Origin of the sequence: Actinosynnema sp. NPDC050801, from assembly GCF_040673975.1 — a bacterium.
Taxonomy (GTDB): domain Bacteria; phylum Actinomycetota; class Actinomycetes; order Mycobacteriales; family Pseudonocardiaceae; genus Actinosynnema.
On sequence record NZ_JBFAQZ010000014.1, the window covers coordinates 158,494 to 181,869 of the forward strand.

Genomic DNA, 23,376 nt, shown 5'->3' on the forward strand with positions numbered 1-23,376 from the left:
TCCGGTGTGGACATGTCGCTCACGCGGCGCGACGGGTCGCGTGAGCGGCCAGCTCCGCCAACGGCGCCTTGGCGGCCGGGTCCATCGACGACGCCCGCAACGCGCTCAACGCCCGGTCCACGCGGATGGCGATCAGCCGCTCCATCCGTTCGGCGGCCCCGGTCTCGATCACCACCTCCCGCAGGCGCGCGGCCACGTCCTCGTCCAGGTGCGGATCACCGTGCACGGACGAGATCAGCTCGCGCTGCTCCGGGGTCGCGTGCTGCCACGCCAGCGCCATCAGCACGGTCGGCCTGCCGCCGCGCAGGTCGTCCAGGGCCGGCGCGCCGGTCACCTCCGGGTCGCCGAACATGCCGAGCAGGTCGTCGCGCAGCTGGAACGCCTCGCCGACCGGCCGGCCGTAGGCGCCGCACGCCCGCATCAGCGCCGCGTCGGCCCCGCCCAGCGCCGCGCCGATGCGCAACGGCAGCTCCACCGTGTACCGGGCGGTCTTGAGCCGGATCACCCGCCACGCCGACCGCACCGGGTCCGCCTTGGACCGCGGGTCGACGCCCAGGTCCAGGTACTGCCCGGCGATCAGCTCGGTGCGCATGGTGTGCAGCAGCGACCGCACCTCGCGCCACCGCGCCCGGTCCACCACCTCCGCCCGGTCCAGCATCTCGTCGGTCCACGCGAAGCACAGGTCGCCCACCAGGATGGCCAGGTTCACGCCGAACCGCTCGGCCGCACCGCCGCCGTCGCCGTGGTGGTCGAGGTCGTGGTGGTCGAGGTCGTGGGCGCCGCCGGCGAACCGCTCGGCGAGCACCCGGTGCACGGTGGGCCGGCCGCGGCGCGACGCGGAGCGGTCCATGATGTCGTCGTGCACCAGCGCGAAGGTGTGGAACATCTCCAGCGCGGCACCGGTCCACCCCACGGCGGGGTCGTCGGGCGAGCCGCCCGCGGCGAGGAAGCCGCAGTGGCAGAACAAGGGCCGCAACCGCTTGCCACCGGCCATGAACCCGCGCAGCACGTCCACCAGCGGGGGCAGGCACGGGTCCGGCGCGGTGCGCGCCTTGCCGGTCAGGAACCGGTCGAGCGTCGCGTCCACCTCGGCGCGGACCTCGGCGAGGTCGTCGCGCACGGCGTCGATGGTGGTCATGGTGGTCACCTCCCGGCGATCCGAAGCTAACACCGGTGGGGCGCCCTCGGCGGTGCACGACCGGGTGGCACTCGCTTGCCCGATCGTGTGGCCCGCGGCGGTCACCGGTGATCGGTCGCGAACACCACCGTCAGGTGGCGTTCGACCACCGGCACCACCTCGGCCACCCCGACGCGGCGGCCGAGTTCGGCGGACAGGGAGGTCACGCCCGCGTCCTCGATGCCGCACGGCACGATCCGGTCGAACGCGCTCAGGTCCGCGTCGCAGTTGAGGCCGAACCCGTGCAGGCTCGTGCACCGCTCGACGCGGATGCCGATCGCGGCGATCTTGCGGTGCTGCCCGTGCTCGCGGGCGGCCGACGGCGGCACGTCCGGCGCGGACGGGCGGTCGCCGAGCACCCACACGCCGCTGCGCCCGGCCAACCGGGCGGCCTCGACGCCGAACTCGGCGCACGTCCCGATCAGCGCGTCCTCCAGCTTGCGGACGTGGGCGACCACGTCCAGCGGCACCGGCAGCCGCACCACCGGGTAGCCGACGAGCTGACCGGGACCGTGCCAGGTGATCTCGCCGCCGCGGTCCACGGCCAGCACGGGGACGTCGTCGGCCGGGAACGCGGCGGGCTTGGTGCGCTTGCCCGCGGTGTAGACCGGGAGGTGTTCCTGGAGCACGCACACGTCCTGGATCTCGTCCGCGACGCGCAACGCGTGCAGCCGCCGTTGTTCGGCGTACCCCTGCTCGTACGACACGGCGTCCGGGCCGAACCCGGCGTGCACGAAGCGCAGCGCACCGCCGGTCACGAGGCCGGACCCCCGGCCCGCAGGTCGGCGGCGGCACGTGCGGTGGTCACGACCCGGCCGACCGTCATCACCACCTGCCCGTCCGCCTCCGACCGCCCGGTGAACGCCACCACGTCCCCCCGGACGTCCAGGACCCGCACCGAGTGCCGCACCACGCAGCCCGGCGCGACGGGCCGGAGGAACTCCACGTCCGTGATCGCGCCCAGCAGCACCACGCGGTCGCGGTCGGGCTCCTCCCACGACGCGAGCAGCACGGCGGCCTGGCACCACGACTCCACCAGCAACGTCGACGGGAGGTCACCGGGTTCCGCGCACCAGGGCTCGTTGGCGCTGACCGCCTTGAGCGCGGTCAACGACTCCCCCGGCACCACGTCGACCACCCGGTCCACCAACAACATCGGGTAGCGGTGCGGCAGGCGGCGCAGGACGTCGGTCAGCACGGCGCGTCCTCGTACCGGAGCTGGACCCGGGCCACCACGCCGTCGGCGTCGCTCACCACCGCGGCACACCGCCCGCCCTCCAGGGTCAACCGGACGGTCAGCTCGGCGCCGGGGAACGCGGGGCGCAGGAAGCGGGCCGACTCGATCGCGGCCAGTCGCGCCGTTCCCCGCGCCGCGACGCGGTGCGCGAGCTCCACCACCGACACGCCCGGCAGGATCGGCAGGCCCGGGAAGTGGCCCGTGAACACGGGGTCGTCGGCGGCGACCACCACCCGGGCCACGACGGTGGTGTCGGACCGCTCCAGCACCTCGACTCGTGCGTCACGCGTCACCTCGCACCCCCACCGTGCCGAAGTCGGCCGTCACGTCCGGCCACACCAGTGTGGCCGCTCCCCAGGTCAGACCGCCGCCGAAGGCCACGGTCAGCACCCGGTCGCCGGCCTTCAGCCGACCTTGCGCGGCGGCGTCGGCCAGCAGCACGGGGATCGACGCGGCGGCCGTGTTGCCGACCGCTTCCAGGTTCGACAGCACCCTCGACCCGTCGATCCCGAGGTCGCGCGCGACCGCGTCGCAGATGCGCCGGTTCGCCTGGTGCGGCGCGAGGTGGTCCACGTCGTCGGGGCCGAGGCCGGTGCGCGCGAGCGCCTCCAGCGCGACCTCCGACATCCGTTCGACCGCCTGCCGGAACACCTCCTTGCCGCTCATCCGGAAGTGGTCCTCGCCGGCCGGGACCTGGATGAGGTCGGCGCCGGTGCCGTCGCTGCCGAGGACGCACGGACCGATGCCGCCCTCTCCCTCCCCCAGGACCACCGCCCCGGCGCCGTCGCCGAAGATCACCGCCGTGCCGCGGTCGGCCGGGTCGAGGATGGTGGAGAACGTCTCGGCGGCGATCAGCAGCACGGTCCGCGCCGCGCCGCTCGCGATCAGGCCCACGGCGTTGGCCAGGCCGTACAGGAAACCGGTGCACACGGCGGCCACGTCGTGCGCGGGCACGCCGATCATGCCGAGCCGGGCGGCCACGTCGGGCGCGACCGCCGGGCACGACCGGTCCGGTGTGGTCGTGGCCACGATCACCGCGTCCACCGCCGCGCGCCCGGCGGAACGCAGTGCCCGCGCGCCCGCGTCCGCGGCCAGGTCGGAGGTGGTCGTGCCGGGGTCGACCCACCTCCGGGCGCCGATGCCGGTGCGCGACCGGATCCACTCGTCGGAGGTGTCCAGGCGGGTGGCCAGGTCGTCGTTGGTGACGACCCGTCCCGGCAGGCTCGCGCCCACCCCGAGGATCACCGCACCGCGGTAGGTCATCGCCCTCCCCCGCTCACGCCTTGGCGATGGCGAGCACCGCGTTCTGCCCGCCGAACCCGAAGGAGTTGCTCAACGCCAGGTCGACCTCGCGCGGCACGGCGGCGGTGGCCACGTCGAGGTCCAGCCGCGGGTCCAGCGTCCCCAGGTTCGCGGTCGGCGGCACCACACCCCGCTCGACCGCGAGCACCGTGAACACCGCCTCCGCCGCGCCGGCCGCGCCCATCATGTGCCCGGTCACGCCCTTGGTCGAGGTGACCAGCGGCCGCGACGGCAGCAGGTCCGCCAGCACCCGCCCCTCCGCCAGGTCGTTGAGCTGCGTCGAGGTGCCGTGCGCGTTGACGTGGTCGACGTCCGCGGGCACCGCGCCCGCGTCCGCCAACGCCGCGCGCACCGCCTCGCGCACGCCGCGTCCCTCGGGATCGGGGTTGGTGATGTGGTGGGCGTCGGCGCTCGCGCCGTACCCGACGACCCGCGCCCGGACCCGCCGCCCGTCGGCCCGCGCGTCCTCCGCCCGCCGCAGCACCAGCACCGCCGCGCCCTCGCCCGCGACGAACCCGTCCCGGTCGGCGTCGAACGGCCGCGACGCCGTCGCCGGGTCGTCCCGCCGCGACAACGCGCCCATGCGGGCGAAACCCGCCATGGTCAACGGGGTGAGCAGCGCTTCGACGCCGCCCGCCACCACCACGTCGCAACGCCGTGCGGCGAGCAGGTCGCAGGCCACGCCGATCGCGGTGGCCCCGGACGCGCAGGCGGTCGACACCACCAGGTTCGGCCCGCGGAAGCCGAACTCCATCGCGACCTGCCCGGCGACCATGTTCGGCAGGTGCATCGGCAGCAGCAGCGGCGACACCCCGGTCGGACCGTCGGCCAGCAGCACGCCGTGCTGCCGCTCGACCGTCTCGCCGCCGCCCGCGGAGGTGCCGATCACCACACCGACCCGCGCCGGGTCACACGCGGTGAGGTCCTCCTCGGCGACCGCCTCACGTGCCGCGACCAGGGCCAACCGGGTGAACCGGTCGAGCCGGACCGCCCGGCGCGCACCGAGCAGCACGTCGGCGTCGAAGTCGGGGACGCGGCAGGAGATCGTCACCTCGTGGCCGGCGAGCACCGGGTCGTGCGCGGCGGTCGAACGGCCCGCGAGCACCGCCGCCCACCCGGCCTCCACGCCCACGCCGCCCGGTGTGACCAGGCCCAGCCCGGTGACCGCGACGTCGAGGCCGGTCACCGGTCGGTCCCGGCCCGCTCCTCCATCAGCGCCACGATGTCGCCGACCGTCTCCATGTCGAACAGCTCGTCGTCGCTGATGTGCAGGTCGTGCTCCTTGCCCAGCACCATCGACAGCTCCACGAAGGCGAGCGAGTCCAGGTCCAGGTCGTCCTTCGTGGCCTCCGGGGTGACCTGCTCCGGCGCGACCTTCAACGTGTCCACGAGGATCTTCTTCAGCGTCTCGTACACGGTCTCTCCTCGCTCACCCGGTCCTCCCGCCATCGAACCCCATCGGTGGGGCCGGCGGCCAACCAGGTGCGGCCCTCACTACGGCACCGGGCGGCAGGAGTCGTCGGCCGATACGGGATCGTGCGCGAGGCCGTGAGGACCAACGGGATCTTCGGCGACCGCAAGCGGTTCCCGGGTGGTGCCACTGGGTATCCCGCCGGCATGAAGTGGCGCATCGGTGTGGCGGCGGCGGTGCTGGTGGCGGTCGGGGTGCTGGTCGCGGCGGTGGTGGTGGTGCCGCGGTTCTTCGCGGGCACCGACACGATCGACCGCAGCCAGCCGGCGTTGTTGCAGTCGTTGCGGGACTTGAGCCAGTACCACGCCTCGGCGGGCGAGTTCCAGGTGGTGCTCGACATCGAGCGCGACGTCCGGTACGTGCCGTCGGCGTTGGCCGGGCAGCGGACGTTGTTCGTGGCGGCCGGGACGGTGAACGCCTACGTCGACTTCGGCGGGATGGCCGAGGACGCGTTGCAGGTGTCGCCGACGAACGCCTCGGGGGAGGCGCGCAAGGTGCGGCTGTCGTTGCCGGGGGCGGTGCTGGACAAGCCGAACCTGGACCAGGAGCGGTGCTACGTGTTCGCGCAGGAACGCGGGTTGTTCGACCGGCTGGCGTCGTTGGTCGAGACGCAGGACCAGCAGCCGTTCTACGTCGCGGCGGAGCAGAAGATCGCGGACGCGGCGCGGGAGTCCGGGCTGGCGCAGCGGGCCGACGACAACACGCGCAAGATGCTGACCGGCATGTTCGGCGCGCTGGGGTACCAGGTCGAGTTCACGGACCTGGGCTGATCCACCCGGCCACGGCGTCGAGGATCACGTCGAGCCCGAACCCGAACTCGTCGGCGAAGTCGTTGCCGGGTCGTAGGACGTGCTCGGTGGCCATCTCCACCAGGTACGGGTAGTCGGCCGGCGACAGGTGCGACAGGATGTCCTCGGTCACCTCGGTGGCGGAATCGGGGCCGTTGAACGGAAGCGCGGCCTCTTGGAGCGCGAACCCGTACACGTAGCTGTCCAGCAGGGCGTAGGCGTGGGCGGTCAGGGCGACGGAGAAGCCGGCGCGGCGCAACGTGCCGATGGTCGCGTCGTGGTGCCGCAACGTCGCCGGGCCGGGCGCGGTCCGCGACTCCAGCAGCCCGATCGCCCACGGGTGGCGCTTGAGCACGTCACGGGCGGAGTTCGCCCGCTTGACCATCTCGTGCCGCCAGTCGCCGCCGGGCGTCGGCAGTGCGATCCGGCTGAAGACCAGGTCGACGATGCCGTCGAGGATCTCGTCCTTGTTCGCGACGTGGTGGTAGACCGACATCGGCTTGACCCCGAGCGCGTCGGCGAGCGACCGCATGGTCAACCCCCCGATCCCGCCCGCGTCGGCGATGGTGACGGCGGCGCGCAGCACGCGTTCCCGGCTCAGTGGTGCGCCTGACTTCGACATCCGACCTCCGGCGGTGACAGCTTCGTACTTAGTACGGTACCGTCCGCCTTACTTAGTAAGGCTGGCCCGTCGCGGTTCGAAGGGAAGACCCATGTCATCGAGAGCCATCGGACGGTCCTTGGGAGCGCTGTTCCTCCTGGCGTTCGTCGCGTACGGCACCGGCAGCGCCCTGGTCTCCTCGGGGTCCGACGCGGTGGGAGCCCTGCTCATGCTGGTGAACTCCGCCGTCGTGGTCGGCATCGGCGTGCTGGCGTTCCCGGTGCTGCGGCCGCACAGCGAGCTCACCGCGCACGCGTACCTGGTCGGCCGGGCGGTGGAGGCGGCGCTGCTGGCCGTCGGCGTCGTGTTCCTGCTGCTGCCGGAACCGGTCGCGGCGGGCAACCACTACAGCTACCAGGTGGCGATGATGGCCGTGGGAGCCACGGGCGTGCTGTTCTGCCGGGTCCTGTTCCGCGCACGCCTGGTCCCCCGCGCCCTCGCGGTGTGGGGCGTGGTCGGCTACGCCGTCTTCCTGCTGGGCGCGGCCCTCGAAGTCCTCGGCCACGGCGTCGGCGTGGCGCTCTCCGTCCCGGGCGGCCTGTTCGAGATCGCCTTCGGCGTCCTGCTGATCGCCAAGGGCTTCACCGACGGCCCGCTAGCGGAACGACGCGCCGCCGGCCCTCGCCAGGGTCACCACGGTTCGGTGGTGTGACAAGGGGATGGGGTACTGCGCGGTCTGCTCCACGGGACCGATCATGATCACCCTCTGCCGGACCTCGTTCTGGCCCGAGCCCACGGTGGAGACGACCGTCTTCACGACCACCTCCAGGTCCGGCCACGCGTAGGGCTCCAGCACGCCACCCACCCCGAGGACGACGCCGCCGGTGAACAGGAACAGCCGTTGGGGCGTCGGTTCCCGCTGGCGCAGGGCCACCACGGCCAGGGCCAGGAGCCCGGCCGCCAGCGCGGTGAGGAGGATGCCGCCGACGAGGGCGAGCACGTCGCCGTCGACGGCGACCAGCACCCAGATCCCGAAGACCGCGGGCGGCACCGCGAACGCCACCGCCGTGCCGAACCCCCGGGACCAGGGGTTGATCACGACCGTCTCGACGTGCTCGCCGTACCCGTGCCGCTCGGCGACGGCGGCGGCCTCGGTCAGGGTGCTCGCGACGACCGTCTCCGGCGCGCCACCGCGCTCGACCAGCCGCTGCTCCGCCTCGGCGTAGAGCTGCTCGACCAGTCGGCGCGCGCCCTCGTCCCCGGTGCGCTCGACGTAGCCCGTCAGGAACGCGTCCACCATCTCCGGCGGCGGCAGGCGGACCCCGTCGGCCGGAGACCAGAGCCGCATCGCCGCCACGTGGTCCACCGCCCAGGCGCCGGTGGCGGGGTTCCAGCGCGCCCACGGCGGGACCTTCATCCCCGGGTGCAGGTCCTGCGCCGGCAGGAGCCGCAGCGCGGCCTGGTAGGCCGCCACCCCGAACACCCCGCCTTCGAGGACGCTGAGCTGTTTCATCAGCGCGGTGCGCGGCGAGACCGCCCGCCAGGCGGCCAACCGCTCCTCGTCGGTCCCCGAGCGCGGGGTCCGGTCGTTCGGGTCTCCAGTCATGGCGCCCTCCCGATCCGGACCTCGCGGTCGCGTAGACGATCAGAGTGCCAGAGAACACCGGGGCGCCGGGGCGGGTCGGGCGTATGCTGCCCGACGATGAGGCGCAAGCTCCGGCCGCCGCTCGACCAGCGCCACGGCCTCGACCCGGCACGTCTTCGGCTACCCGACGAAGGGCCGTGGACGACCGTTCGCGATCACCTGGTCGAGAGGTTGCCCCGGGTCGCGCCCGAGCGGATCGACCTGATGCTCGCCGAGGGCCGCGTCTACGACCTCGCCGGACCGATCGCGCCGGACGCCGCGTTCACGCCCGGCGGCTCGGTGTGGTTCCACCGCGACCTGCCCGACGAGGTGGCGGTGCCGTTCGAGATCCGGGTCGTGCACCGCGACGACGCCATCGTCGTGGTCGACAAGCCGCACTTCCTGGCCACCATCCCGCGCGGCAAGCACGTGGTGGAGACCGCGCTCGTCCGGCTGCGCCGCGACCTCGGACTGCCGCACCTGAGCCCGGCCCACCGGCTGGACCGGGTGACCGCCGGGCTGGTCATGTTCGTGGTCGAACCGACCCTGCGCGGCAAGTACCAGACGCTGTTCGCCGACCGCGCGGTGCACAAGGAGTACGAGGCGATCGCGCCGCACGACCCCGCGCTGACCCTGCCGACCCGCGTGAGCAGCCGGATCGTCAAGGTCAAGGGCGTCATCACGGCCCAGGAGGTGCCCGGTCCGCCGAACGCCGAGACGCTGGTCGACTTGGTCGAGCACCGCGACGGGTGGGGCCGGTACCGGCTCGTGCCCGCCACCGGCCGCACGCACCAGCTCCGCCTGCACATGGCCTCGCTCGGCGTGCCGATCCGCCACGACGACTTCTACCCGGTCCTGCGGGAGAAGCCGTTGGACGACTTCACCGACCCGCTGCAGCTGCTGGCGAAGGTGCTCGCGTTCACCGACCCGGTGACGGGCGAGCACCGCCGCTTCACCAGCGACCTCCGACTCGACCTCTAGTCGAGGTAGCCGAGCATCTGCGCGATCTGCGCGGTGCGCGAGTCGAAGATCCGCGCCGCCAGGTCCTTCGCCTGCGGGTTGACCCCGCTCTCCTTCTCCAGCTTCGCCATCGCCACCGCGTTGTGCTGGTGGGCGATGAGCAGGTTCAGGAACGCCTTCTCGAACTCGCCGGACCCGGTCGCGGCCAGTTCCGCGACGGCCTCCGGGCTGGTCGAGTGGTCACCGCCGTGACCGGCGTGCAGCTGCGGGTTGTCGCCCGCCGACTCCGGCTTCCCCCAGTCCGCCAACCACTTGGTCATCGAGTCCACTTCGGACAGCTGGGTGACCTCGATGGCCGCGGCCAACGTCTTCACCTCCGCGCGCACGGCCCGGTCCTCGGCCAGGCGCACGATCTCCAGGCCCGTCCGGTGGTGCGGCACGGACATCTGGAGGAACATCACGTCGGTCTCGTTGAACTCGTTGCTCTCCACCACGGTCGACGCCGGCGGCGGGGTCGTCGCGGCGGGTGGGGTGCCGCATCCGGCGAGCACGAGCAGTCCGGCCACGAGGGCCGCCAGTCGTCGCAAGGTCGTCCTCCTTCGCCGAGGCGGCCCGCCCGCGCCGTCACAGGGTCGGCGCGGACGGGCCGCGGTCACATCGGCTCCACGTCAGGGGTTCAGAGCCGCTGCCACAGCGACGCGGTGTTCGGCGGTTCCCAGCCCACGAGGGACGTGTGGGCCTGGATGCAGCGGTAGTTGACGCCGCCGTAGCTCACCTGCGAACCGACCGAGTACGCGGTGTTGGGCGCCCACGTGCCGCCCACCGGGGGTGCGGTCGTGGTCGTCGTGGGCCGCGTGGTGGTCGTCGGCGTGGTCGTGGTGGTCGGCGTGCCGCCACCCGAACCCACCTGGAGGTCGACGCACGAGTAGAACGCCATGGGCGTGTCGGCGATGTTCCAGACGGCCAGCAGCTTGATCCGACCGGTGCGACCGCCCAGGCCGACGTTGTGCGTCACGGTGGCCGCGGGCTGGCGGCCGCCGTCGTTGAACTCGGCGATCTTCGAGCCGCCGACGAAGTACTGCCACGTGGAGGTGGAGTGCCGGGCCGTGAGCGTCCAGTTGAACGTCACGCTGTTGCCCACCGAGGTGGTGGGCCACGGCCGGCTGTCGTCGTTGAGCTGGGCGAACTGGCTCAACCCGGCGTGGCAGTTGGACTGGCCCTTCGGCCCTTCCACACTCTGCGGCTCGTAGACGATGGGGCCGCAGTTCGAGACTCGGCCCTGCGCGCACATCGCTTGCCTGCTGGGCGGCGACGAGATGTAGCCGTGCGCGCTCGCCGTTCCCGCTGACACCACGACGATGAACGGGGCGATGCCCACGCCGGCGAGAACCGCCGCGAGCTTGCGTTTCAGGCTCATGTGTCCAGCTCCTTCGGAGGAAACCCGGGAGGGGTCTCCAAGGCAGGGTCCATTTCCGCGGCGGCCGGATCACGCGGTGCGTGACGAACGAGGAGCAGTGCGTCACGCACCGCGATGTGGTCTAGACCATAATCGTGAACGTCATCCGGGTCAAGGATCTGAACCGACTGGTCCAGCCACCCGTAACCCTCACCGTGAACGGACATCCCGGTAGGCGTGCCACCGCACTGGCCGCGGCCGTCGTCGCGCTGCTGACCGTGCCGACGCCCGCCGTCGCCCAGCCGAACGCCCCGGACGCGTTGGCGAGGTACGAAGAGCTGTCGCGCGAGGCCGAACGGCTGCACGAGGAGCACCTCAAGGCCCAGGACGACCTGGAGGCCAAGCAGGGCGAGCTGGACCGGGCCAACGCCGACCTCGCCGAGGCCACCCGGCTCGGCGACCGGGCCAGGGCCGACCAGGAGGCGTTGCGCGGCCAGGTCGACCTGCTCACCGAGGCGTCGTTCGAGGGCGCCCGGTTCACCCAGTTGTCCGCGCTGCTGGTCAGCGACACCCAGCAGGACTTCCTGAACCGGATGAGCGCGTTGGGCGTGCTCGCGGCGGACAACGACGAGGCGTTGGGCCGGATGACGGTCGCCGTCGACACCGCCGAGCGCGCCACGGCCAGCGCGCAGGACGCGCAGCGACGCGCCGCCTCCGCGGCGGGCGAGGCCGACCGGCTGGTCACCGACCTCACCGACCGCAGGACGGCGGTGGACCGGCAGGTCGCGGACGCGCGGGCGCAGTACCGCTCGCTCAGCGCGGCCGACAAGGCGGTGCTCGCGGCGCCCGGCGACACGTCGAACGTCGCCGTGCCGTCCGGAGCCGCCGGCGCGGCGCTGAACTTCGCCCTCGCCCAGCGCGGCGAGCGGTACGTGTTCGGCTCCAACGGGCCCGACACGTGGGACTGCTCCAGCCTCACGCAGGCCGCCTACCGGGAGGCGGGCGTGACCATCGGACGCACCACCTACGTGCAGGCCACCGCCGGTCGAGCGGTGACGAGGGCGCAGGTCCAGGCCGGTGACCTGATCATCTACTACGCCGGCCAGTCGCACGTGGCGATGGCCGTGGACAACGTGCGGGCGGTGCACGCGTCGACCGAGGGCGTGCCCGTGAAGATCGCCGACATCGACTCGATTGGCCCGATCAGTGTGATCCGACGCCTGGTTGGCTGACACTGGTCCGCATGGAGGAGCACAAGGTCATCGCGGACGACGGCCGCGTGTTGTGGGCGGCCGAGTCGGGGCGCGGCGTGCCGCTGGTGCTGTGCCACGGCGGCCCCGGGCTGTGGGACATGTTCGACGGGCTCGCCGCGCTGCTGGCGGACCGGGCGCGGGTGATCCGCTGGGACCAGCGCGGCGGCGGCCGGTCCGATCACGGTGGTCCGTACACGATGGCCCGCACGTTGGCCGACCTGGACGCCGTGCGAGTCCACTTCGGACTGTCCAGGATGGCGCTGCTCGGTCATTCCTGGGGTGCGGAGGTGGCGCTGCACTACGCGTTGGACCACCCCGACCGGGTCTCGTCGCTGGTCTACGTCTCCGGCACCGGGCTGGGCCGGGACTGGCGCGAGGAGTACCGGCGCAACCGCGCCGAACGGCTGGGCGACCAGCCCCCGCCGGGTGTGGGACGGGACGCGGCGGTCCGGCTGTGGACCGCGGACTTCGCCGACCCCTCGACGGCCCGGCGGCACGCCGAGGACCTGGCCACGCCGTGGTTCGGCGTGAACGAGGAGGCCAACGCCGCGCTGAACGCCGAGTCGCACGCGCGTGACGAGGCGGAACTAATCGCACGCTGCCGCGGCCTGGCCGTGCCGACGCTGATCGTGGACGGCGCGGCGGACATCCGACCCCGCTGGGCGGTCGACTCGCTGGCCGAGGCCCTGCCGGACGTGGCACGGGTGGTGCTGCCCGGCGCGGGCCACGTGCCGTGGGTCGAGTCGCCGGGGTCGTTCGGGTGGGCCGTGCTCGCGCACCTGACCCGGTGACGGGGAGGGGACGGGAGCCGCAGGCGCCCGTCCCCCGCCACCGTCAGCAGTACAGGTTGTTGCCCGCCGGCACGCCGAGGACGCCGACGAACCGCTGGTAGGCGTCCACTCGGCTCTGGACCTGCGCCGGGTTGCGCCCGCCGCACTCCAGCGACCCGTTGATGCTGCGGATCGTCTCACCGAACCCGTGCCCGTTGACCATCGCGTTGTGCGGGGTCATCGTGCCCGGGCCGGACTGGGTGTTCCAGTACCAGAGGGCGGTCTTCCAAGCCACCGAGGCGTCGTCCTGCACCAGCCACGGGTTGGTCAGCAGCGGCAGGCCCAGCGCGTGAAGTTCGTCAGCACCCACTACCGGCAGCTCGTCGTCCACGACCTGGGCGTCAGGTTCGTGGACGGCGAGGCCGAGGTGACCGACAAGGCCACGATCGAGACCCTGCGCGCGCTTGCCGAACTGGGCGTGCGGCCGGTGGGCGGGCACCCTCCGAAGACGACGCCCGCCACGCCGTCGTCTTAGGGCTTGCGCTGACGCAGCGCACGCACCAACTCAGCGAGGTGGAGCAGGCCCTTGGTGTCGCCGGTCTTCCGCACGATGTAGATGGCGACGCCCAGCACGGCGAGCGTGGTCACCAGCAGCACGACAGCAGCGACGATCACGGGATCGGACAGAAACGCGAACATGAGCGCTCCGAAGGACAGCTCATCGGTCCCGGTCCCGATCAGCGCTTCGGCGGTCATGCCGCTCACAGTGGACAGGATGCCAGCGGACAGCCTTGTGAGCTGCCTCCTCCGGAGCTCCTCGGAGAAACGAGGACCGGCACTGCACCGGGGGCAGTGTCAGCCCTTTTGGACTGCCGAAGAGACCGGTCGAGTCGGTACGACCACTGGCCGCCCGGTTCTCGTCTGGTCACGACCTTAGTGGCCGGGAAAGCGTCCCCTCGGAGGGTGACCTCAGGGGTTCCCTCGGGCTTCGTCGATCCGTCTTCGACGATATCAGTACGGCGCAAATCGCCGGGACAGTGATGCTCGTGTCGATCATGTTGCAGTCAAGGGTGAAGGCGGAGCAGGTCTCACGTTCTGCCGTCATACCGTCGATTCCGCGCGGCGGGTCCTGAACGCCCGTGCGCGGTGTTTCAATGGAGGGCGTGCAGTGGACGCGGTACTGGCGCGCGGCCGATCGACCGGTCGAGGCGATGCACGCGCACTTCACCTCCCACCGGTACCACCGGCACAGCCATGACGCGTACTCGTTCGGCGTGACCGAGCAGGGGGCGCAGGCGTTCCGGTGCCGGGGCGGCACGCACACCAGCGCGGCGGGCATGGTGCTCGCGTTCAACCCCGACGAGGTGCACGACGGCCGCACCGCGACCGAGGACGGCTTCACCTACCGGATCGTCCACATCGGACCGTCGTTGGTCGCCGAACTGCTGCCGCGCCTGCCGCTGTTCCGCGACCCGGTGGTGCACTCGCCGCGCCTGGCCGACGCCCTGCGCCACCTGCACACCGCGTTGCAGGACGGCACCAGCCTCGCCCGCGACGAGCACTTGATGCACACCGTGCGCGCGATGGCCGCCCACGTCACGCCCCTGCCCACCACCACCAGGACCCCGGCCGACCCGACCGCCGCCCGCGACCTGATCGAGGCGCACTACGCCGACGACATCACCACCGAGGAGCTGACCGGCGCGACCGGCCTGAGCCGCTTCGCGCTCTACCGGGCCTTCCGCGCCGAGTACGGCCTGTCCCCCAGCGACTACCAGCGCCAACGCCGGTTGCGCGCGGCCAGGCGACTGCTCGCCTCCGGACACCCGGCGGCCGAGACGGCCGCGCTGACGGGCTTCGCCGACCAGGCCCACCTGACCCGCTGGTTCCGCCGCTGCTACGGCATCACCCCGGCCGCCTACGCCCGCGCTGTGACCTGAGACACAGTGAGGAACGCCGGTCCCGACCGCCCGTCTCCTGGTTGTTGACGCGATCGCGTCGGGGGGAACCGGTGCCACGAGGTGTCTTCGTGGTGCCCGGAATCAGGGGGATCCATCGTGTTGAAGGCATTTGCGCCCGCGTTCGCGCTCGTCGCCGCGGTCCCGGCGCTGTGGGGAGCGCCGCCCGCGACGGGTGACGGGTCCGTCGCGGCGGACCTCGACGGCGACGGCCGGGCCGACCGGGTCACGGTCCGCGTGGTCGAGGGCGACCCGGACCGGCAGGAACTCGTCGCCGCCATCCGCCACTACCGGATCACCGCCCGCATGCCGCTGTACAGCAGGACCGGCGTGCTGCCGCTGCGCGTGGTCGACCTGGACGACGACGGCCGTGACGAGGTCGTGGTGACCGAGTCCGCCGGCGCCAACACCGACCTCTTCACCGTGTGGGGCGTGCGCGGGATGCGCCTGCGTGCCGTCACCACCCCCGACGGCGGACCGCTCACGCTCGCCGAGGGCGGTGGTGTGAACGCCGTCAGCCGGTACGGGTGCGAGGTCGTCGACGGCACGCGCCACCTGGTGACCGTCACGGGTCGGCTGGTGTGGCCGAGCGATCCGATGGTCTACGAGGGCACACGCGTCACCTACGCCGTCCACGAAGGAGTCGCCACGGCGACCTCCACCACCCCGGTGCTCGCCGAGCGGAACGACCCGGCCTACCAGGTCGACCCGCAGGCCTGCGCCTGACCCCTACGCCGTACGGGCGAGTCGAGTCGGCGATCCGGGCGAACACGTCGCATAACTGTGTTGTGTATTCGCCCGATCGCCTCTCGACCAGCGGTTCTCCGGTCGGGACACTGATCACTATGCCGCACATCGAGTTGGACAACACCCTGCCCGGGATCGCCGGGCTGATGAACTACCGCCCCGAGACGGGCCGACCGCTGACCGAGCTCGTCGAGGTGCTGCTGCGCGGCCCGAGCGACCTGTCCCGCGGTGAGCGCGAACTGATCGCCACCCACGTCTCCGAGTTGAACAAGTGCAAGTTCTGCGCGGGCTCGCACGCCGCCTTCGCCGCCGCGCAACTGCCCGAGGACTACACCCACACGCCCAAGCTGATGGCGTTGATCGACATCGCCACCGCGGTCACCGACAGCGGGCGCTCGGTGACCTCCGAGCTGATCGCGAAGGCCAAGGAGAACGGCGCCAGCGACGTCGAGGTGCACGACACCGTGCTCATCGCAGCCGTGTTCTGCGCCGCCAACCGCTACGTCGACGGACTGGCCACGTGGGCACCGGACGAGCCCGAGGCCTACGAGCGGATGGCCGACCGGATCGTGCCCAACGGCTACCCCTCGATCATCGGCATCAGCTGATCACAACGCACCACCACCGGCAGGGCCACCGACCAGCCGCTTGCGGGCCAACGCCCCGTCCCGCGACGGCTTGCCCCTCCACAAGCACGAGCACCACATCCCGAACACCACCAACAACAAAAAAGGCGCCAGCACCTCCCCGCGCCACGACCTGAACAGCGGATCGACCTCGCCGCACACCAGCTCCGGCACCGCGATCGTGCCCCTCCTCCGCACGCGCCGCATCCAGGTGGACACCCGCGACGACCGACACCTCGCAGCAGCCTCCCGTCCACTGCCCCGCCCTTCCACAGAAGGGTTTCGTGTCATCCCGCCGACCTGGCAACGCCCAACCGCGCGTGTCAAGGGGGCACTCCCATCCCTACCGCACCTTGCGCTGGCACGGCCCCCTTGACACGTGTGGTTGCCCTTGTGGAGGTCGGCGGGATGACACGAAACCCGACCACCAACACAGCCGCACCGGACCGCGAGGCCCCGTCATCCTGCTGATCTGCCCGTCCGGCGAGGACTCTTTAAATCCTTTCAAGCCCTCCCTCTCAACGCTCTCTCTCAACGCCCTCTCAGCGCCCCGCCGGCGCCCTCTCAGCACCCCGCCAACACCCTCTCATCACCTTGTCAACCCTTGTTAGCGCTCACAGACCGTCACCCGTGCATAACCTCAGGTCAAAGTCACCCTTGTGAATGTGCGCGGAGTCACCCTAGAGTCCCTGGGAGCGCTCCCAGGGAGCGCTCCCAGAAGCGTCGTCAACCGTCAGAGCAGACGGAGGAGACCCAAGTCCATGAGATCGCTTCCTTCTCCCCGGTGGCGCCGCCAGGCCACCGCGGCACTCGCAGTCGTGGCGGTGAGCGGCGCGCTTGCGTCCGGAACGGCCCACGCAGCCGACTACCAACGTCTGGTCAACGGCACCTTCAGCAGCGGCTCGGCCGACCCGTGGTGGGCCAGCGCGGGCGTGTCCAACCGGGTCACGAACGGCGAGTTGTGCGCCACCGTCACCGGCGGCACGGTCAACCCGTGGGACGCCCTCATCGGGCAGAACGGCGTGCCCTTCGAGGCGGGCCAGTCCTACACGATGGCCTTCGACGCCTACGCCTCGGTCGCCCGGCCGGCGGCGGCGGTGGCCGGTGAGGGCGTCAGCCCGTACCGGCAGATCGCCAAGCACGACGTCGCGCTGACCACGACGAAGCAGCGCTTCACCTTCACGTTCACGTCGGAACTCGACTTCCCGGACGCGGGGCCCGGGCAGGTGACGTTCCACCTGGGCGCCCAGGCGGCCGACACGACGGTCTGCGTGGACAACGTCTCCCTCATCGGCGGCGTGAAGCCGCCAGGCGGCGACACGGGCCCGCCGGCCAAGAAGATCAACGTGGACCAGGTGGCCTACGTCCCCGGCCTGCCCAAGCAGGCGACGCTGACCTCCGACTCGACGGTCGCGCAGACGTGGACGTTGAAGAACTCCGCGGGCACCACCGTGGCCACCGGTCAGACCGTGCCCAAGGGCTCCGTGGACCCCGATTCGGGCGACTCCACGCACCTGATCGACTTCTCGTCGTTCGACACCGCGGGCACCGGGTACACGCTGACGGTCGGCGCGGAGACGAGCTTCCCGTTCGACATCGCCACCGACGAAATCAAGCAGCTGCGGTACGACTCGCTGGCGTACTTCTACCACAACCGCAGTGGCATCGAGATCGAGGCGCAGTACGTGGGCGAGCAGTACGCGCGCCCGGCCGGCCACCTCAACGTCGCCCCGAACCAGGGTGACAACAACGTCCCCTGCCTCGCGACCGTCCCCTGCGGTTACACGCTGGACGTGCGCGGCGGCTGGTACGACGCGGGCGACCACGGCAAGTACGTCGTCAACGGCGGCATCTCGGCGTGGCAGGTGCTCAACACCTACGAGCGGGCGAAGCTGATCGGCGACGCCGCCGCGCTGGGTGACGGCAAGCTGGCCATCCCGGAGAAGGCCAACGGCGTGCCGGACATCCTGGACGAGGCGCGCTGGGAGGTCGAGTTCCTGCTGAAGATGCAGGCGCCCGACGGCATGGTGCACCACAAGATCCACGACCAGAACTGGACCGGGCTGCCCCTGCTCCCGCACGAGGACCCGCAGGCCCGGCGGCTGTCCGCGACCAGCACGGCCGCGACGCTGAACACGGCCGCGGTGGCCGCGCAGGCGGCCCGCATCTGGAAGACGATCGACCCGGCGTTCTCGGCGAAGGCGCTCGCGGCGGCCACCAAGGCGTACGCGGCGGCGAAGGCGAACCCGAACAAGATCGCCGACCCGAACGACGGCACCGGCGGCGGCTCGTACAGCGACCCGACGCTGACCGACGAGTTCTACTGGGCCGCGGCGGAGATGTTCACCACCACCGGTGAGGCCGCCTACCGGACCGACCTGACCTCGTCGACGCACTTCAAGGGCGCGAGCCTGACCGCCCGCGGCTTCGACTGGGGCTCCACGGGCCCGCTGGGCGACATCACGCTGGCGCTCGTGCCCAACGGCCTGCCCGCCGCGGACATCTCGGCGATCAAGTCGGCGTTCACCGCCGTCGCGGACCAGCACCTGTCGCAGATGGCGGGCCAGGCCTACCCCGCGCCGTACCGCGCGACCACGGGCTACGAGTGGGGTTCCAACGGCCTGATCGCGAACAACATCTCGGTGCTCGCGCTGGCGCACGACTTCACCGGCGCGGCGAAGTACCGGCAGGGCGTGTTCCAGGGCCTGCACTACCTGTTGGGCCGCAACCCGCTGTCGTACTCCTACGTCACCGGGCACGGCGACCAGGCGGTGAAGAACGTCCACCACCGGCACTGGGCGAACCAGCTGGAGCCGACCCTGCCGAACGCGCCCGCGGGCGCGCTCTCGGGTGGTCCGAACAGCTCGTTGCAGGACCCGATCGCGGCGCGGCTGCTCGAAGGCTGCGTGTCGCAGAAGTGCTTCGTGGACCACATCGAGGCGTACTCGCTCAACGAGGTCACGGTCAACTGGAACTCCGCGTTCGCGTGGATCGCCAACTGGGCGGCCGAGAAGGTCACGACCGCACCGCCGGTCGACACCACTCCGCCGTCGACGCCGGGCGCCCCGCTGGCGTCCGACATCACCACGACCGGTGTGAAGCTCTCGTGGACGGCGTCCACCGACCCGGAGAGCGCCATCAAGGAGTACGACGTCATCTACGTCGAGGGTGACGCGCTGCGCGTGGTCGCCACGGTCACCTCCCCGTCGGCGACGCTGACCGGGCTGCGGCCGGACACCAGTTACACCTACGCCGTGGTGGCGAAGAACACCGCGAACCTGCGGTCGGCGATGTCGCCGCAGACGACCGTGCGGACCAAGCCGGTCGTGGTGGACAACTACTGCAAGGTGGTGTGGCGGGCCTCGACCTGGCCCGACGGCATGTCGGTGAACATCACCGTGACGAACACGAGCAACCAGACGTGGAACGGCTGGAAGCTGGAGTTCACCATGCCGGGCTCGCAGAAGATCTCGCAGGGCTGGTCGGCCACGTGGACCCAGGCCGGTCAGGCGGTGACGGCGACGAACGCGTCGTGGAACGGCACCGTGCCGCCGAACGGCTCGGTCGGCATCGGGTTCAACTCGTGGGGTTCGGGCACGAAGACGCAACCGACCGACTTCCGGGTGAACGGGAACCCCTGCACGGTGGGGTGACCTCATGATCGGGCGGCTTACGGGCTGACCCACTCCACCGGTGGCGGGCTCCCCACGGGGCCCGCCACCGGTGGCTTTTCCGGGTTCCACCCGGATCTGCTTCGATGCCTGCCATGACATCGGTCTGGGTGGGGTCCAAGGTCCGGTTGCGCGGCATCGAACCGGAGGACTGGCAGGCGTTCATGCGATTCGGCGAGCACTCCGAGGACATGCGCGCGGTGGACCGGATCTTCCCGCCGAGGTCGGCCGCCGGCCACCGCGAGTGGACCGCGAAGCAGGCGACCGCCGAACCGGACGGCGACGTCGTGATGCTCGCCATCGAGGCCGACGGCGTGCTGGTGGGCAGCCTGTCCACGCACGCCGCGGACCGGCTGACCGGCCGGTTCGGCTACGGGGTCGGCATCGGGCACGAGCACCAGCGGCGCGGGTACGCGGCCGAGGCGGTGGGGCTGCTGCTGGACTTCATGTTCGGCGAACGCCGCTACCACAAGTGCGAGGCAGGCGTGTACGCGTTCAACGAGCCTTCCCTCGCCCTGCACCGCAAGCTCGGGTTCCAGGTCGAGGGAAGGCTGCGCGACCACGAGTTCTCGGCCGGGCGGCACCACGACATGGTGGTGCTCGGGATCCTCGCCGACGAGTGGTTCACGAACCGCCGAGGGCGTTCCTAGAGCGGCGGTCGGCCGGTATCGGGTCGACCACGACCTTGACCACCGTCATCAGCCGCTCCAGCGCGCCGCGCGGCGGCGGTGCGGCGACGCGTTCCCGCAGCAGCGGCAGGCCCTCGCCCTCCAGCGCGTCGAGCCCGACCGCCCGGCCGCTCATGGCCAGCACCAGCGACTCGGCGTTGCCGCGCACCACCGCGCCGTTGCCCGACGCCCAGCCCGTGTCCACGGCCTCCAGCCGCAGGCCCGCCAGTCGGGAGCCCACCGCGTAACCCGGCGACGGCTTGGCCGCCAGGTGCTGGAACGCCACCCACAGCCGGTCCTCGGGCATGTCTCGCTCGATGCCCAGCGGCACGCGCACGTCGTAGTCGTGCAACAGGATGTCGGTCAGGATCGGGTCGTAGCCCGACCTCGGGATGGTGGTCTTCGAGGTGGCCCACCGCCGCAACATGGCGGTGAGCTCCGCGGTCGACTTGCGGGCCGCACGCGCGGTCATCTCCCGGTTGAGCCGGTCGAAGTTGGCCGCCTTGGTGGCGATGCCCCAGTAGATCTTGGCCTGACCGAACTTGAGGTACGTGGTCAGATGCGCACCGACGTCGTGCACCGTCCACCCCTGGGACAGGCTGGGCGTGGCCAGTTGGCCCTCGTCCAGCCCGTCGAGGAGATCCGCCATCCGCCGCCGCTCTTCGACGAGCATGTCGTGGACCTTCATCCGTCCACGCTAGGGGCCACCTCTCACCGGGTGCTACTCCCGACTTGCGGACAATCAGCAGGACCGCAACGCGTCGAGGAACCGCTCCTTCGCGTGCAGCACCACGTTGTGCCCCACCGGCCACGCCTCGACCCGCCAACCGGGCTCGTCGCGCAGCCGTTCGTACGTCGTGGCCAGCGGGCTGTCCGGGAAGTCGGCCATGAACAGGTACCGGCGGTCGGGCACCCGGTCCACCGCGCCGGTGATCGAGGCCCGCTGGAGCAGCGTGGCCAACGGGTGGGAGGTGGCGCGCTCGTCGAAGATCGGCAGCGGCGCCATGGAGAACCCGTCGCCCATCGCGCCTTCGACGTACCACTTGCGCCAGTTCCCGTGCGCGATGTCGTACGCCGACTCCCCGTCGCGCGGCACGAACGCGTCCACGTACACCAGCGACCTGATCCGGTCGGGCAGGCGGTCGGCCGCGGTGGTGATCACCATGCCGCCGTAGCTGTGCCCGACGAGCACGACGTCGCGCAGGTCCAGCCGTTCGAACAGGCCCAGCACCTCGGCCACGTGGTCCACCAGGTTGACCCGCCCGGTGCTCAACGTGACCGCGTGCACCTCGTGGCCCTCGGCGCGCAGCGGTTCGGAGATCGGGTCGAAGTACCAGCCGCCGTGGCAGGCGCCGGGGATGAGCACGTAGGTCGTCATGACATCCACGGTAGGAAGCCTTTAGGACATAAGATGTCCGTGATGACGATGCCGGGGAGGATGCTCCGCCTGCTGTCCCTCATGCAGGGCAGGCGTGACTGGACCGGACCGGAGCTGGCCGAGCGGTTGGGCGTGACGGACCGGACGGTGCGCCGTGACATCGACCGGCTGCGCGAGCTGGGCTACCCGGTGGACGGCACGACCGGCACCGCCGGTGGCTACCGGCTCGCGTCGGGCCGCAACCTGCCACCGCTGCTGCTGGACGACGACGAGGCGGTGGCGGTGGCCGTCGGTCTGCGCACGGCGGCGGGCGTGCACGGCATCGAGGAGTCGTCCACCAGGGCGTTGGCGAAGCTGGAGCAGGTGCTGCCGTCCCGGCTGCGGCAGCGGATCGCGGCGGTGCGGGACGCCATCGCGGTGATGTCGGTGGACGGACCGGTGTCCGACCCGGCCGCGTTGGGCGTGCTGGCGGCGGCGTGCCGGGACCACGAGGTGGTGGCCTTCACGCACCGCGGGCAGGAGCGGCGGGTGGAGCCGCGCAGCCTGGTCACCGCCTACCGGCGCTGGTACCTGCTGGCCTACGACCCGGCGCGGGAGGACTGGCGGACGTTCCGGGTGGACCGGCTGGAGTCACCGCGCGCCACCGGCCGCCGCTTCACGCCGCGCGACCTGCCCGCCGACCCGGCCGAGTACGTCGCGCGGTCCCTGACCACCGCCCCCTACCGCTACACGTGCACCGCGGTCGTCGCCGCGCCCGCGCCCGTCGTCCGGTCACGGCTGGTGGTGGCGCTGCCGGGCCGGGTGGAACCGATCGACGACCGGACGTGCCGGGTGCGGTTGGGCGCGAACGCCATCGAGCACGTGGCCGCGGACCTGCTGCTGCTCGGCGCGGACTACACGCTGGACGCCCCGCCCGACGTGCTCGCCGCGCTGCTGGACGTCGCGTCGGGGATCACCGGTAGGCGTCCTGACCCACCGGCCGCACCAGGATCTCGTTGACGTCCACCGTGGGCGGCTGGCCCACCGCGTACATCACCGCGCGGGCCACGTCCTCGGGCGCGAGCTTCGGGTCGGCACTGCGCGACGGCGGGATGCCGCCGGTGTCGGTCAGGCCGGGCTGCACCAGCGTGACGCGGACGCCCGTGCCGACGCACTCGGCCCGGATGGCCTGCGCGAGCCCCGTCACCGCCCACTTGGTGGCCGAGTAGAGGTTCCCCGGCCGACGCCGCGCCCGGCGGCCGACCCGGTCAGCACCAGGTGCCCGGCGTGGCGCATCAACGCGGGCATCGCCGCCCGTGCCGTGAACGCGGGGCCGCACACGTTGGTCAGCACCATGTCGCTCCACTCGGCGGGCGGCGCGCCGTCGGTCGTCGTGAACGAGGTGACCACGCTCGCGCCCGCGTTGGCGAACACCACGTCGAGGCTCCCCCACTCCTCCTCGACCCGGCCCACGAGCGCCGCGACCTGCTCGTACGCCCGCACGTCGCACGACGCCACCCACACCCGGTCCGGACCGCCCAACCCCGCGGCGAGATCGGCGAGGGACGACGCGTCCCGCGCCGCCAGGACCAGCCGGTACCCGGCCTCCGCGGCCAGTCGCGCGGTCGCCGCGCCGATGCCGCGGCTCGCCCCCGTGATCAGGAATACCCCTCGTCGCATGGCCGCAGATTACCGCTGGTTAGATCGAATTCACTGGATCGGAGCAACGCCAGAGCTCGCTGTGGCGTCGTAAGGGCGTATCCACTGATT

At 71.9% G+C, this 23,376-nt stretch carries 27 protein-coding genes and 2 pseudogenes; 12 read left to right on the plus strand and 17 right to left on the minus strand.

The features are described from left to right. Positions 1–19: 19 nt before the first annotated feature. The 7 genes from AB0K14_RS27955 to AB0K14_RS27985 all read right to left on the minus strand — a co-directional run bounded on the left by AB0K14_RS27955 (position 20) and on the right by AB0K14_RS27985 (position 5,132). A complete protein-coding gene (locus AB0K14_RS27955; RefSeq protein WP_360449333.1) occupies positions 20–1,138 on the minus strand; it encodes a polyprenyl synthetase family protein in 1,119 nt (372 codons plus the stop codon). A 101-nt stretch (positions 1,139–1,239) separates the two neighbouring features. Then, the gene (lipB, locus tag AB0K14_RS27960; protein WP_360449331.1) at positions 1,240–1,935 is read right to left on the minus strand and encodes a lipoyl(octanoyl) transferase LipB; all 696 of its coding nucleotides are present in this window, start codon (positions 1,933–1,935) and stop codon (positions 1,240–1,242) included. Then, positions 1,932–2,375, minus strand: a complete 444-nt coding sequence (locus AB0K14_RS27965) for a 3-hydroxyacyl-ACP dehydratase (protein WP_360449329.1) — start codon at positions 2,373–2,375, stop codon at positions 1,932–1,934. Before AB0K14_RS27965 ends, lipB begins: the two co-directional genes overlap by 4 nt. After that, on the minus strand, positions 2,369–2,707 hold the full coding sequence (locus tag AB0K14_RS27970) for a hypothetical protein (protein ID WP_360449326.1): 339 nt from the start codon (positions 2,705–2,707) through the stop codon (positions 2,369–2,371). Before AB0K14_RS27970 ends, AB0K14_RS27965 begins: the two co-directional genes overlap by 7 nt. Next, the gene (locus tag AB0K14_RS27975) at positions 2,697–3,677 is read right to left on the minus strand and encodes a beta-ketoacyl-ACP synthase III (protein WP_360449324.1); all 981 of its coding nucleotides are present in this window, start codon (positions 3,675–3,677) and stop codon (positions 2,697–2,699) included. The genes AB0K14_RS27970 and AB0K14_RS27975 overlap by 11 nt, the downstream gene beginning before the upstream one ends. Before the next feature lie 13 nt (positions 3,678–3,690). Then, a complete protein-coding gene (locus tag AB0K14_RS27980) occupies positions 3,691–4,902 on the minus strand; it encodes a beta-ketoacyl-[acyl-carrier-protein] synthase family protein (RefSeq protein WP_360449321.1) in 1,212 nt (403 codons plus the stop codon). Further along, the gene (locus AB0K14_RS27985) at positions 4,899–5,132 is read right to left on the minus strand and encodes an acyl carrier protein (RefSeq protein WP_360449319.1); all 234 of its coding nucleotides are present in this window, start codon (positions 5,130–5,132) and stop codon (positions 4,899–4,901) included. The genes AB0K14_RS27980 and AB0K14_RS27985 overlap by 4 nt, the downstream gene beginning before the upstream one ends. Before the next feature lie 201 nt (positions 5,133–5,333). Here AB0K14_RS27985 and AB0K14_RS27990 point away from each other — a divergent pair, with 201 nt between their 5' ends. Next, positions 5,334–5,957, plus strand: coding sequence for a DUF4230 domain-containing protein (locus tag AB0K14_RS27990; RefSeq protein ID WP_360449316.1), 624 nt, complete (start codon positions 5,334–5,336; stop codon positions 5,955–5,957). Here AB0K14_RS27990 and AB0K14_RS27995 read toward each other — a convergent pair. Further along, positions 5,941–6,597: a TetR/AcrR family transcriptional regulator gene (locus AB0K14_RS27995; protein ID WP_360449313.1), complete on the minus strand. Its 657-nt coding sequence runs from the start codon at positions 6,595–6,597 to the stop codon at positions 5,941–5,943. The genes AB0K14_RS27990 and AB0K14_RS27995 overlap by 17 nt on opposite strands. A gap of 91 nt (positions 6,598–6,688) precedes the next feature. Here AB0K14_RS27995 and AB0K14_RS28000 point away from each other — a divergent pair, with 91 nt between their 5' ends. After that, on the plus strand, positions 6,689–7,288 hold the full coding sequence (locus tag AB0K14_RS28000; protein ID WP_360449310.1) for a DUF4386 domain-containing protein: 600 nt from the start codon (positions 6,689–6,691) through the stop codon (positions 7,286–7,288). Here AB0K14_RS28000 and AB0K14_RS28005 read toward each other — a convergent pair. Then, positions 7,232–8,182, minus strand: coding sequence for a hypothetical protein (locus tag AB0K14_RS28005; protein WP_360449308.1), 951 nt, complete (start codon positions 8,180–8,182; stop codon positions 7,232–7,234). The two genes, AB0K14_RS28000 and AB0K14_RS28005, sit on opposite strands and share 57 nt — an antisense overlap. A gap of 96 nt (positions 8,183–8,278) precedes the next feature. Between AB0K14_RS28005 and AB0K14_RS28010 the strand changes: the two genes are divergently transcribed. Further along, a complete protein-coding gene (locus AB0K14_RS28010; protein ID WP_360449306.1) occupies positions 8,279–9,181 on the plus strand; it encodes a pseudouridine synthase in 903 nt (300 codons plus the stop codon). Here AB0K14_RS28010 and AB0K14_RS28015 read toward each other — a convergent pair. Continuing rightward, on the minus strand, positions 9,178–9,747 hold the full coding sequence (locus AB0K14_RS28015; protein ID WP_360449303.1) for a DUF305 domain-containing protein: 570 nt from the start codon (positions 9,745–9,747) through the stop codon (positions 9,178–9,180). The genes AB0K14_RS28010 and AB0K14_RS28015 overlap by 4 nt on opposite strands. 89 nt (positions 9,748–9,836) lie before the next feature. After that, positions 9,837–10,577, minus strand: coding sequence for a lytic polysaccharide monooxygenase (locus AB0K14_RS28020; protein WP_360449300.1), 741 nt, complete (start codon positions 10,575–10,577; stop codon positions 9,837–9,839). 194 nt (positions 10,578–10,771) lie between these two features. On the opposite strand from AB0K14_RS28020, the gene AB0K14_RS28025 reads away from it, so the two are divergent. Both AB0K14_RS28025 and AB0K14_RS28030 read left to right on the plus strand, forming a co-directional pair. Beyond that, positions 10,772–11,788, plus strand: coding sequence for an NlpC/P60 family protein (locus AB0K14_RS28025; RefSeq protein WP_360449298.1), 1,017 nt, complete (start codon positions 10,772–10,774; stop codon positions 11,786–11,788). Positions 11,789–11,799: 11 nt separating this feature from the next. Continuing rightward, complete coding sequence (locus AB0K14_RS28030; protein ID WP_360449295.1) at positions 11,800–12,600, plus strand: alpha/beta hydrolase; 801 nt, start codon at positions 11,800–11,802, stop codon at positions 12,598–12,600. Positions 12,601–12,643: 43 nt separating this feature from the next. On the opposite strand, the pseudogene AB0K14_RS28035 reads toward AB0K14_RS28030, so the two are convergent. Then, positions 12,644–12,928: pseudogene (locus AB0K14_RS28035) on the minus strand (chitinase); the annotation flags it as partial. Between AB0K14_RS28035 and AB0K14_RS28040 the strand changes: the two are divergent. Then, entirely contained in the window at positions 12,929–13,114 is a 186-nt protein-coding gene (locus AB0K14_RS28040) for a hypothetical protein (RefSeq protein ID WP_360449292.1), read from the plus strand. Here the strand turns inward: AB0K14_RS28040 and AB0K14_RS28045 are convergent. After that, positions 13,111–13,335, minus strand: a complete 225-nt coding sequence (locus tag AB0K14_RS28045) for a hypothetical protein (protein ID WP_360449289.1) — start codon at positions 13,333–13,335, stop codon at positions 13,111–13,113. The two genes, AB0K14_RS28040 and AB0K14_RS28045, sit on opposite strands and share 4 nt — an antisense overlap. 398 nt (positions 13,336–13,733) lie before the next feature. Between AB0K14_RS28045 and AB0K14_RS28050 the strand changes: the two genes are divergently transcribed. The 3 genes from AB0K14_RS28050 (at position 13,734) to AB0K14_RS28060 (ending at position 15,892) form a co-directional block, all read left to right on the plus strand. Next, a complete protein-coding gene (locus tag AB0K14_RS28050; protein ID WP_360449287.1) occupies positions 13,734–14,519 on the plus strand; it encodes an AraC family transcriptional regulator in 786 nt (261 codons plus the stop codon). 117 nt (positions 14,520–14,636) lie between these two features. Then, positions 14,637–15,263: a hypothetical protein gene (locus tag AB0K14_RS28055; RefSeq protein ID WP_360449285.1), complete on the plus strand. Its 627-nt coding sequence runs from the start codon at positions 14,637–14,639 to the stop codon at positions 15,261–15,263. 119 nt (positions 15,264–15,382) lie between these two features. After that, positions 15,383–15,892, plus strand: coding sequence for a carboxymuconolactone decarboxylase family protein (locus AB0K14_RS28060; protein ID WP_360449282.1), 510 nt, complete (start codon positions 15,383–15,385; stop codon positions 15,890–15,892). Here AB0K14_RS28060 and AB0K14_RS28065 read toward each other — a convergent pair whose 3' ends face one another. Then, positions 15,893–16,129 (minus strand): hypothetical protein, encoded by a 237-nt coding sequence (locus tag AB0K14_RS28065; protein ID WP_360449279.1) that lies wholly within the window; start codon positions 16,127–16,129, stop codon positions 15,893–15,895. It lies immediately after the preceding gene. 542 nt (positions 16,130–16,671) lie between these two features. On the opposite strand from AB0K14_RS28065, the gene AB0K14_RS28070 reads away from it, so the two are divergent. Both AB0K14_RS28070 and AB0K14_RS28075 read left to right on the plus strand, forming a co-directional pair. After that, the gene (locus AB0K14_RS28070) at positions 16,672–19,563 is read left to right on the plus strand and encodes a glycoside hydrolase family 9 protein (RefSeq protein WP_360449276.1); all 2,892 of its coding nucleotides are present in this window, start codon (positions 16,672–16,674) and stop codon (positions 19,561–19,563) included. A gap of 113 nt (positions 19,564–19,676) precedes the next feature. Next, positions 19,677–20,231 carry a GNAT family protein gene (locus AB0K14_RS28075; protein ID WP_360449274.1) on the plus strand — a complete coding sequence of 185 codons (555 nt, stop codon included), beginning with the start codon at positions 19,677–19,679 and terminating at the stop codon, positions 20,229–20,231. Here AB0K14_RS28075 and AB0K14_RS28080 read toward each other — a convergent pair. Together AB0K14_RS28080 and AB0K14_RS28085 are read right to left on the minus strand one after the other, a co-directional pair. After that, the gene (locus AB0K14_RS28080) at positions 20,206–20,937 is read right to left on the minus strand and encodes a maleylpyruvate isomerase family mycothiol-dependent enzyme (RefSeq protein WP_360449272.1); all 732 of its coding nucleotides are present in this window, start codon (positions 20,935–20,937) and stop codon (positions 20,206–20,208) included. The two genes, AB0K14_RS28075 and AB0K14_RS28080, sit on opposite strands and share 26 nt — an antisense overlap. Before the next feature lie 54 nt (positions 20,938–20,991). Beyond that, positions 20,992–21,627 carry an alpha/beta fold hydrolase gene (locus AB0K14_RS28085; RefSeq protein ID WP_360449269.1) on the minus strand — a complete coding sequence of 212 codons (636 nt, stop codon included), beginning with the start codon at positions 21,625–21,627 and terminating at the stop codon, positions 20,992–20,994. Between the two features lie 48 nt (positions 21,628–21,675). Between AB0K14_RS28085 and AB0K14_RS28090 the strand changes: the two genes are divergently transcribed. Further along, positions 21,676–22,626 (plus strand): YafY family protein, encoded by a 951-nt coding sequence (locus AB0K14_RS28090; RefSeq protein ID WP_360449915.1) that lies wholly within the window; start codon positions 21,676–21,678, stop codon positions 22,624–22,626. Here AB0K14_RS28090 and AB0K14_RS28095 read toward each other — a convergent pair. Beyond that, positions 22,580–23,286, minus strand: a pseudogene (locus tag AB0K14_RS28095) (SDR family oxidoreductase). The gene AB0K14_RS28090 and the pseudogene AB0K14_RS28095 sit on opposite strands and share 47 nt — an antisense overlap. Between the last annotated feature and the right edge of the window lie 90 nt (positions 23,287–23,376).

Excerpts from the sequence above, each read along its gene's own strand:
- AB0K14_RS28075 (WP_360449274.1), top strand. The coding sequence starts at position 19,677 with ATGACATCGGTCTGGGTGGGGTCCAAGGTCCGGTTGCGCGGCATCGAA.
- AB0K14_RS28085 (WP_360449269.1), bottom strand. The coding sequence starts at position 21,627 with ATGACGACCTACGTGCTCATCCCCGGCGCCTGCCACGGCGGCTGGTAC.
- AB0K14_RS28050 (WP_360449287.1), top strand. The coding sequence starts at position 13,734 with ATGGAGGGCGTGCAGTGGACGCGGTACTGGCGCGCGGCCGATCGACCG.
- AB0K14_RS28080 (WP_360449272.1), bottom strand. The coding sequence starts at position 20,937 with ATGAAGGTCCACGACATGCTCGTCGAAGAGCGGCGGCGGATGGCGGAT.
- AB0K14_RS28060 (WP_360449282.1), top strand. The coding sequence starts at position 15,383 with ATGCCGCACATCGAGTTGGACAACACCCTGCCCGGGATCGCCGGGCTG.
- AB0K14_RS28045 (WP_360449289.1), bottom strand. The coding sequence starts at position 13,335 with ATGACCGCCGAAGCGCTGATCGGGACCGGGACCGATGAGCTGTCCTTC.
- AB0K14_RS28090 (WP_360449915.1), top strand. The coding sequence starts at position 21,676 with ATGCCGGGGAGGATGCTCCGCCTGCTGTCCCTCATGCAGGGCAGGCGT.
- AB0K14_RS27955 (WP_360449333.1), bottom strand. The coding sequence starts at position 1,138 with ATGACCACCATCGACGCCGTGCGCGACGACCTCGCCGAGGTCCGCGCC.
- AB0K14_RS27975 (WP_360449324.1), bottom strand. The coding sequence starts at position 3,677 with ATGACCTACCGCGGTGCGGTGATCCTCGGGGTGGGCGCGAGCCTGCCG.
- AB0K14_RS28010 (WP_360449306.1), top strand. The coding sequence starts at position 8,279 with ATGAGGCGCAAGCTCCGGCCGCCGCTCGACCAGCGCCACGGCCTCGAC.
- AB0K14_RS27990 (WP_360449316.1), top strand. The coding sequence starts at position 5,334 with ATGAAGTGGCGCATCGGTGTGGCGGCGGCGGTGCTGGTGGCGGTCGGG.
- AB0K14_RS28020 (WP_360449300.1), bottom strand. The coding sequence starts at position 10,577 with ATGAGCCTGAAACGCAAGCTCGCGGCGGTTCTCGCCGGCGTGGGCATC.
- AB0K14_RS27995 (WP_360449313.1), bottom strand. The coding sequence starts at position 6,597 with ATGTCGAAGTCAGGCGCACCACTGAGCCGGGAACGCGTGCTGCGCGCC.
- AB0K14_RS28070 (WP_360449276.1), top strand. The coding sequence starts at position 16,672 with ATGAGATCGCTTCCTTCTCCCCGGTGGCGCCGCCAGGCCACCGCGGCA.
- AB0K14_RS28005 (WP_360449308.1), bottom strand. The coding sequence starts at position 8,182 with ATGACTGGAGACCCGAACGACCGGACCCCGCGCTCGGGGACCGACGAG.
- AB0K14_RS28000 (WP_360449310.1), top strand. The coding sequence starts at position 6,689 with ATGTCATCGAGAGCCATCGGACGGTCCTTGGGAGCGCTGTTCCTCCTG.
- AB0K14_RS28030 (WP_360449295.1), top strand. The coding sequence starts at position 11,800 with ATGGAGGAGCACAAGGTCATCGCGGACGACGGCCGCGTGTTGTGGGCG.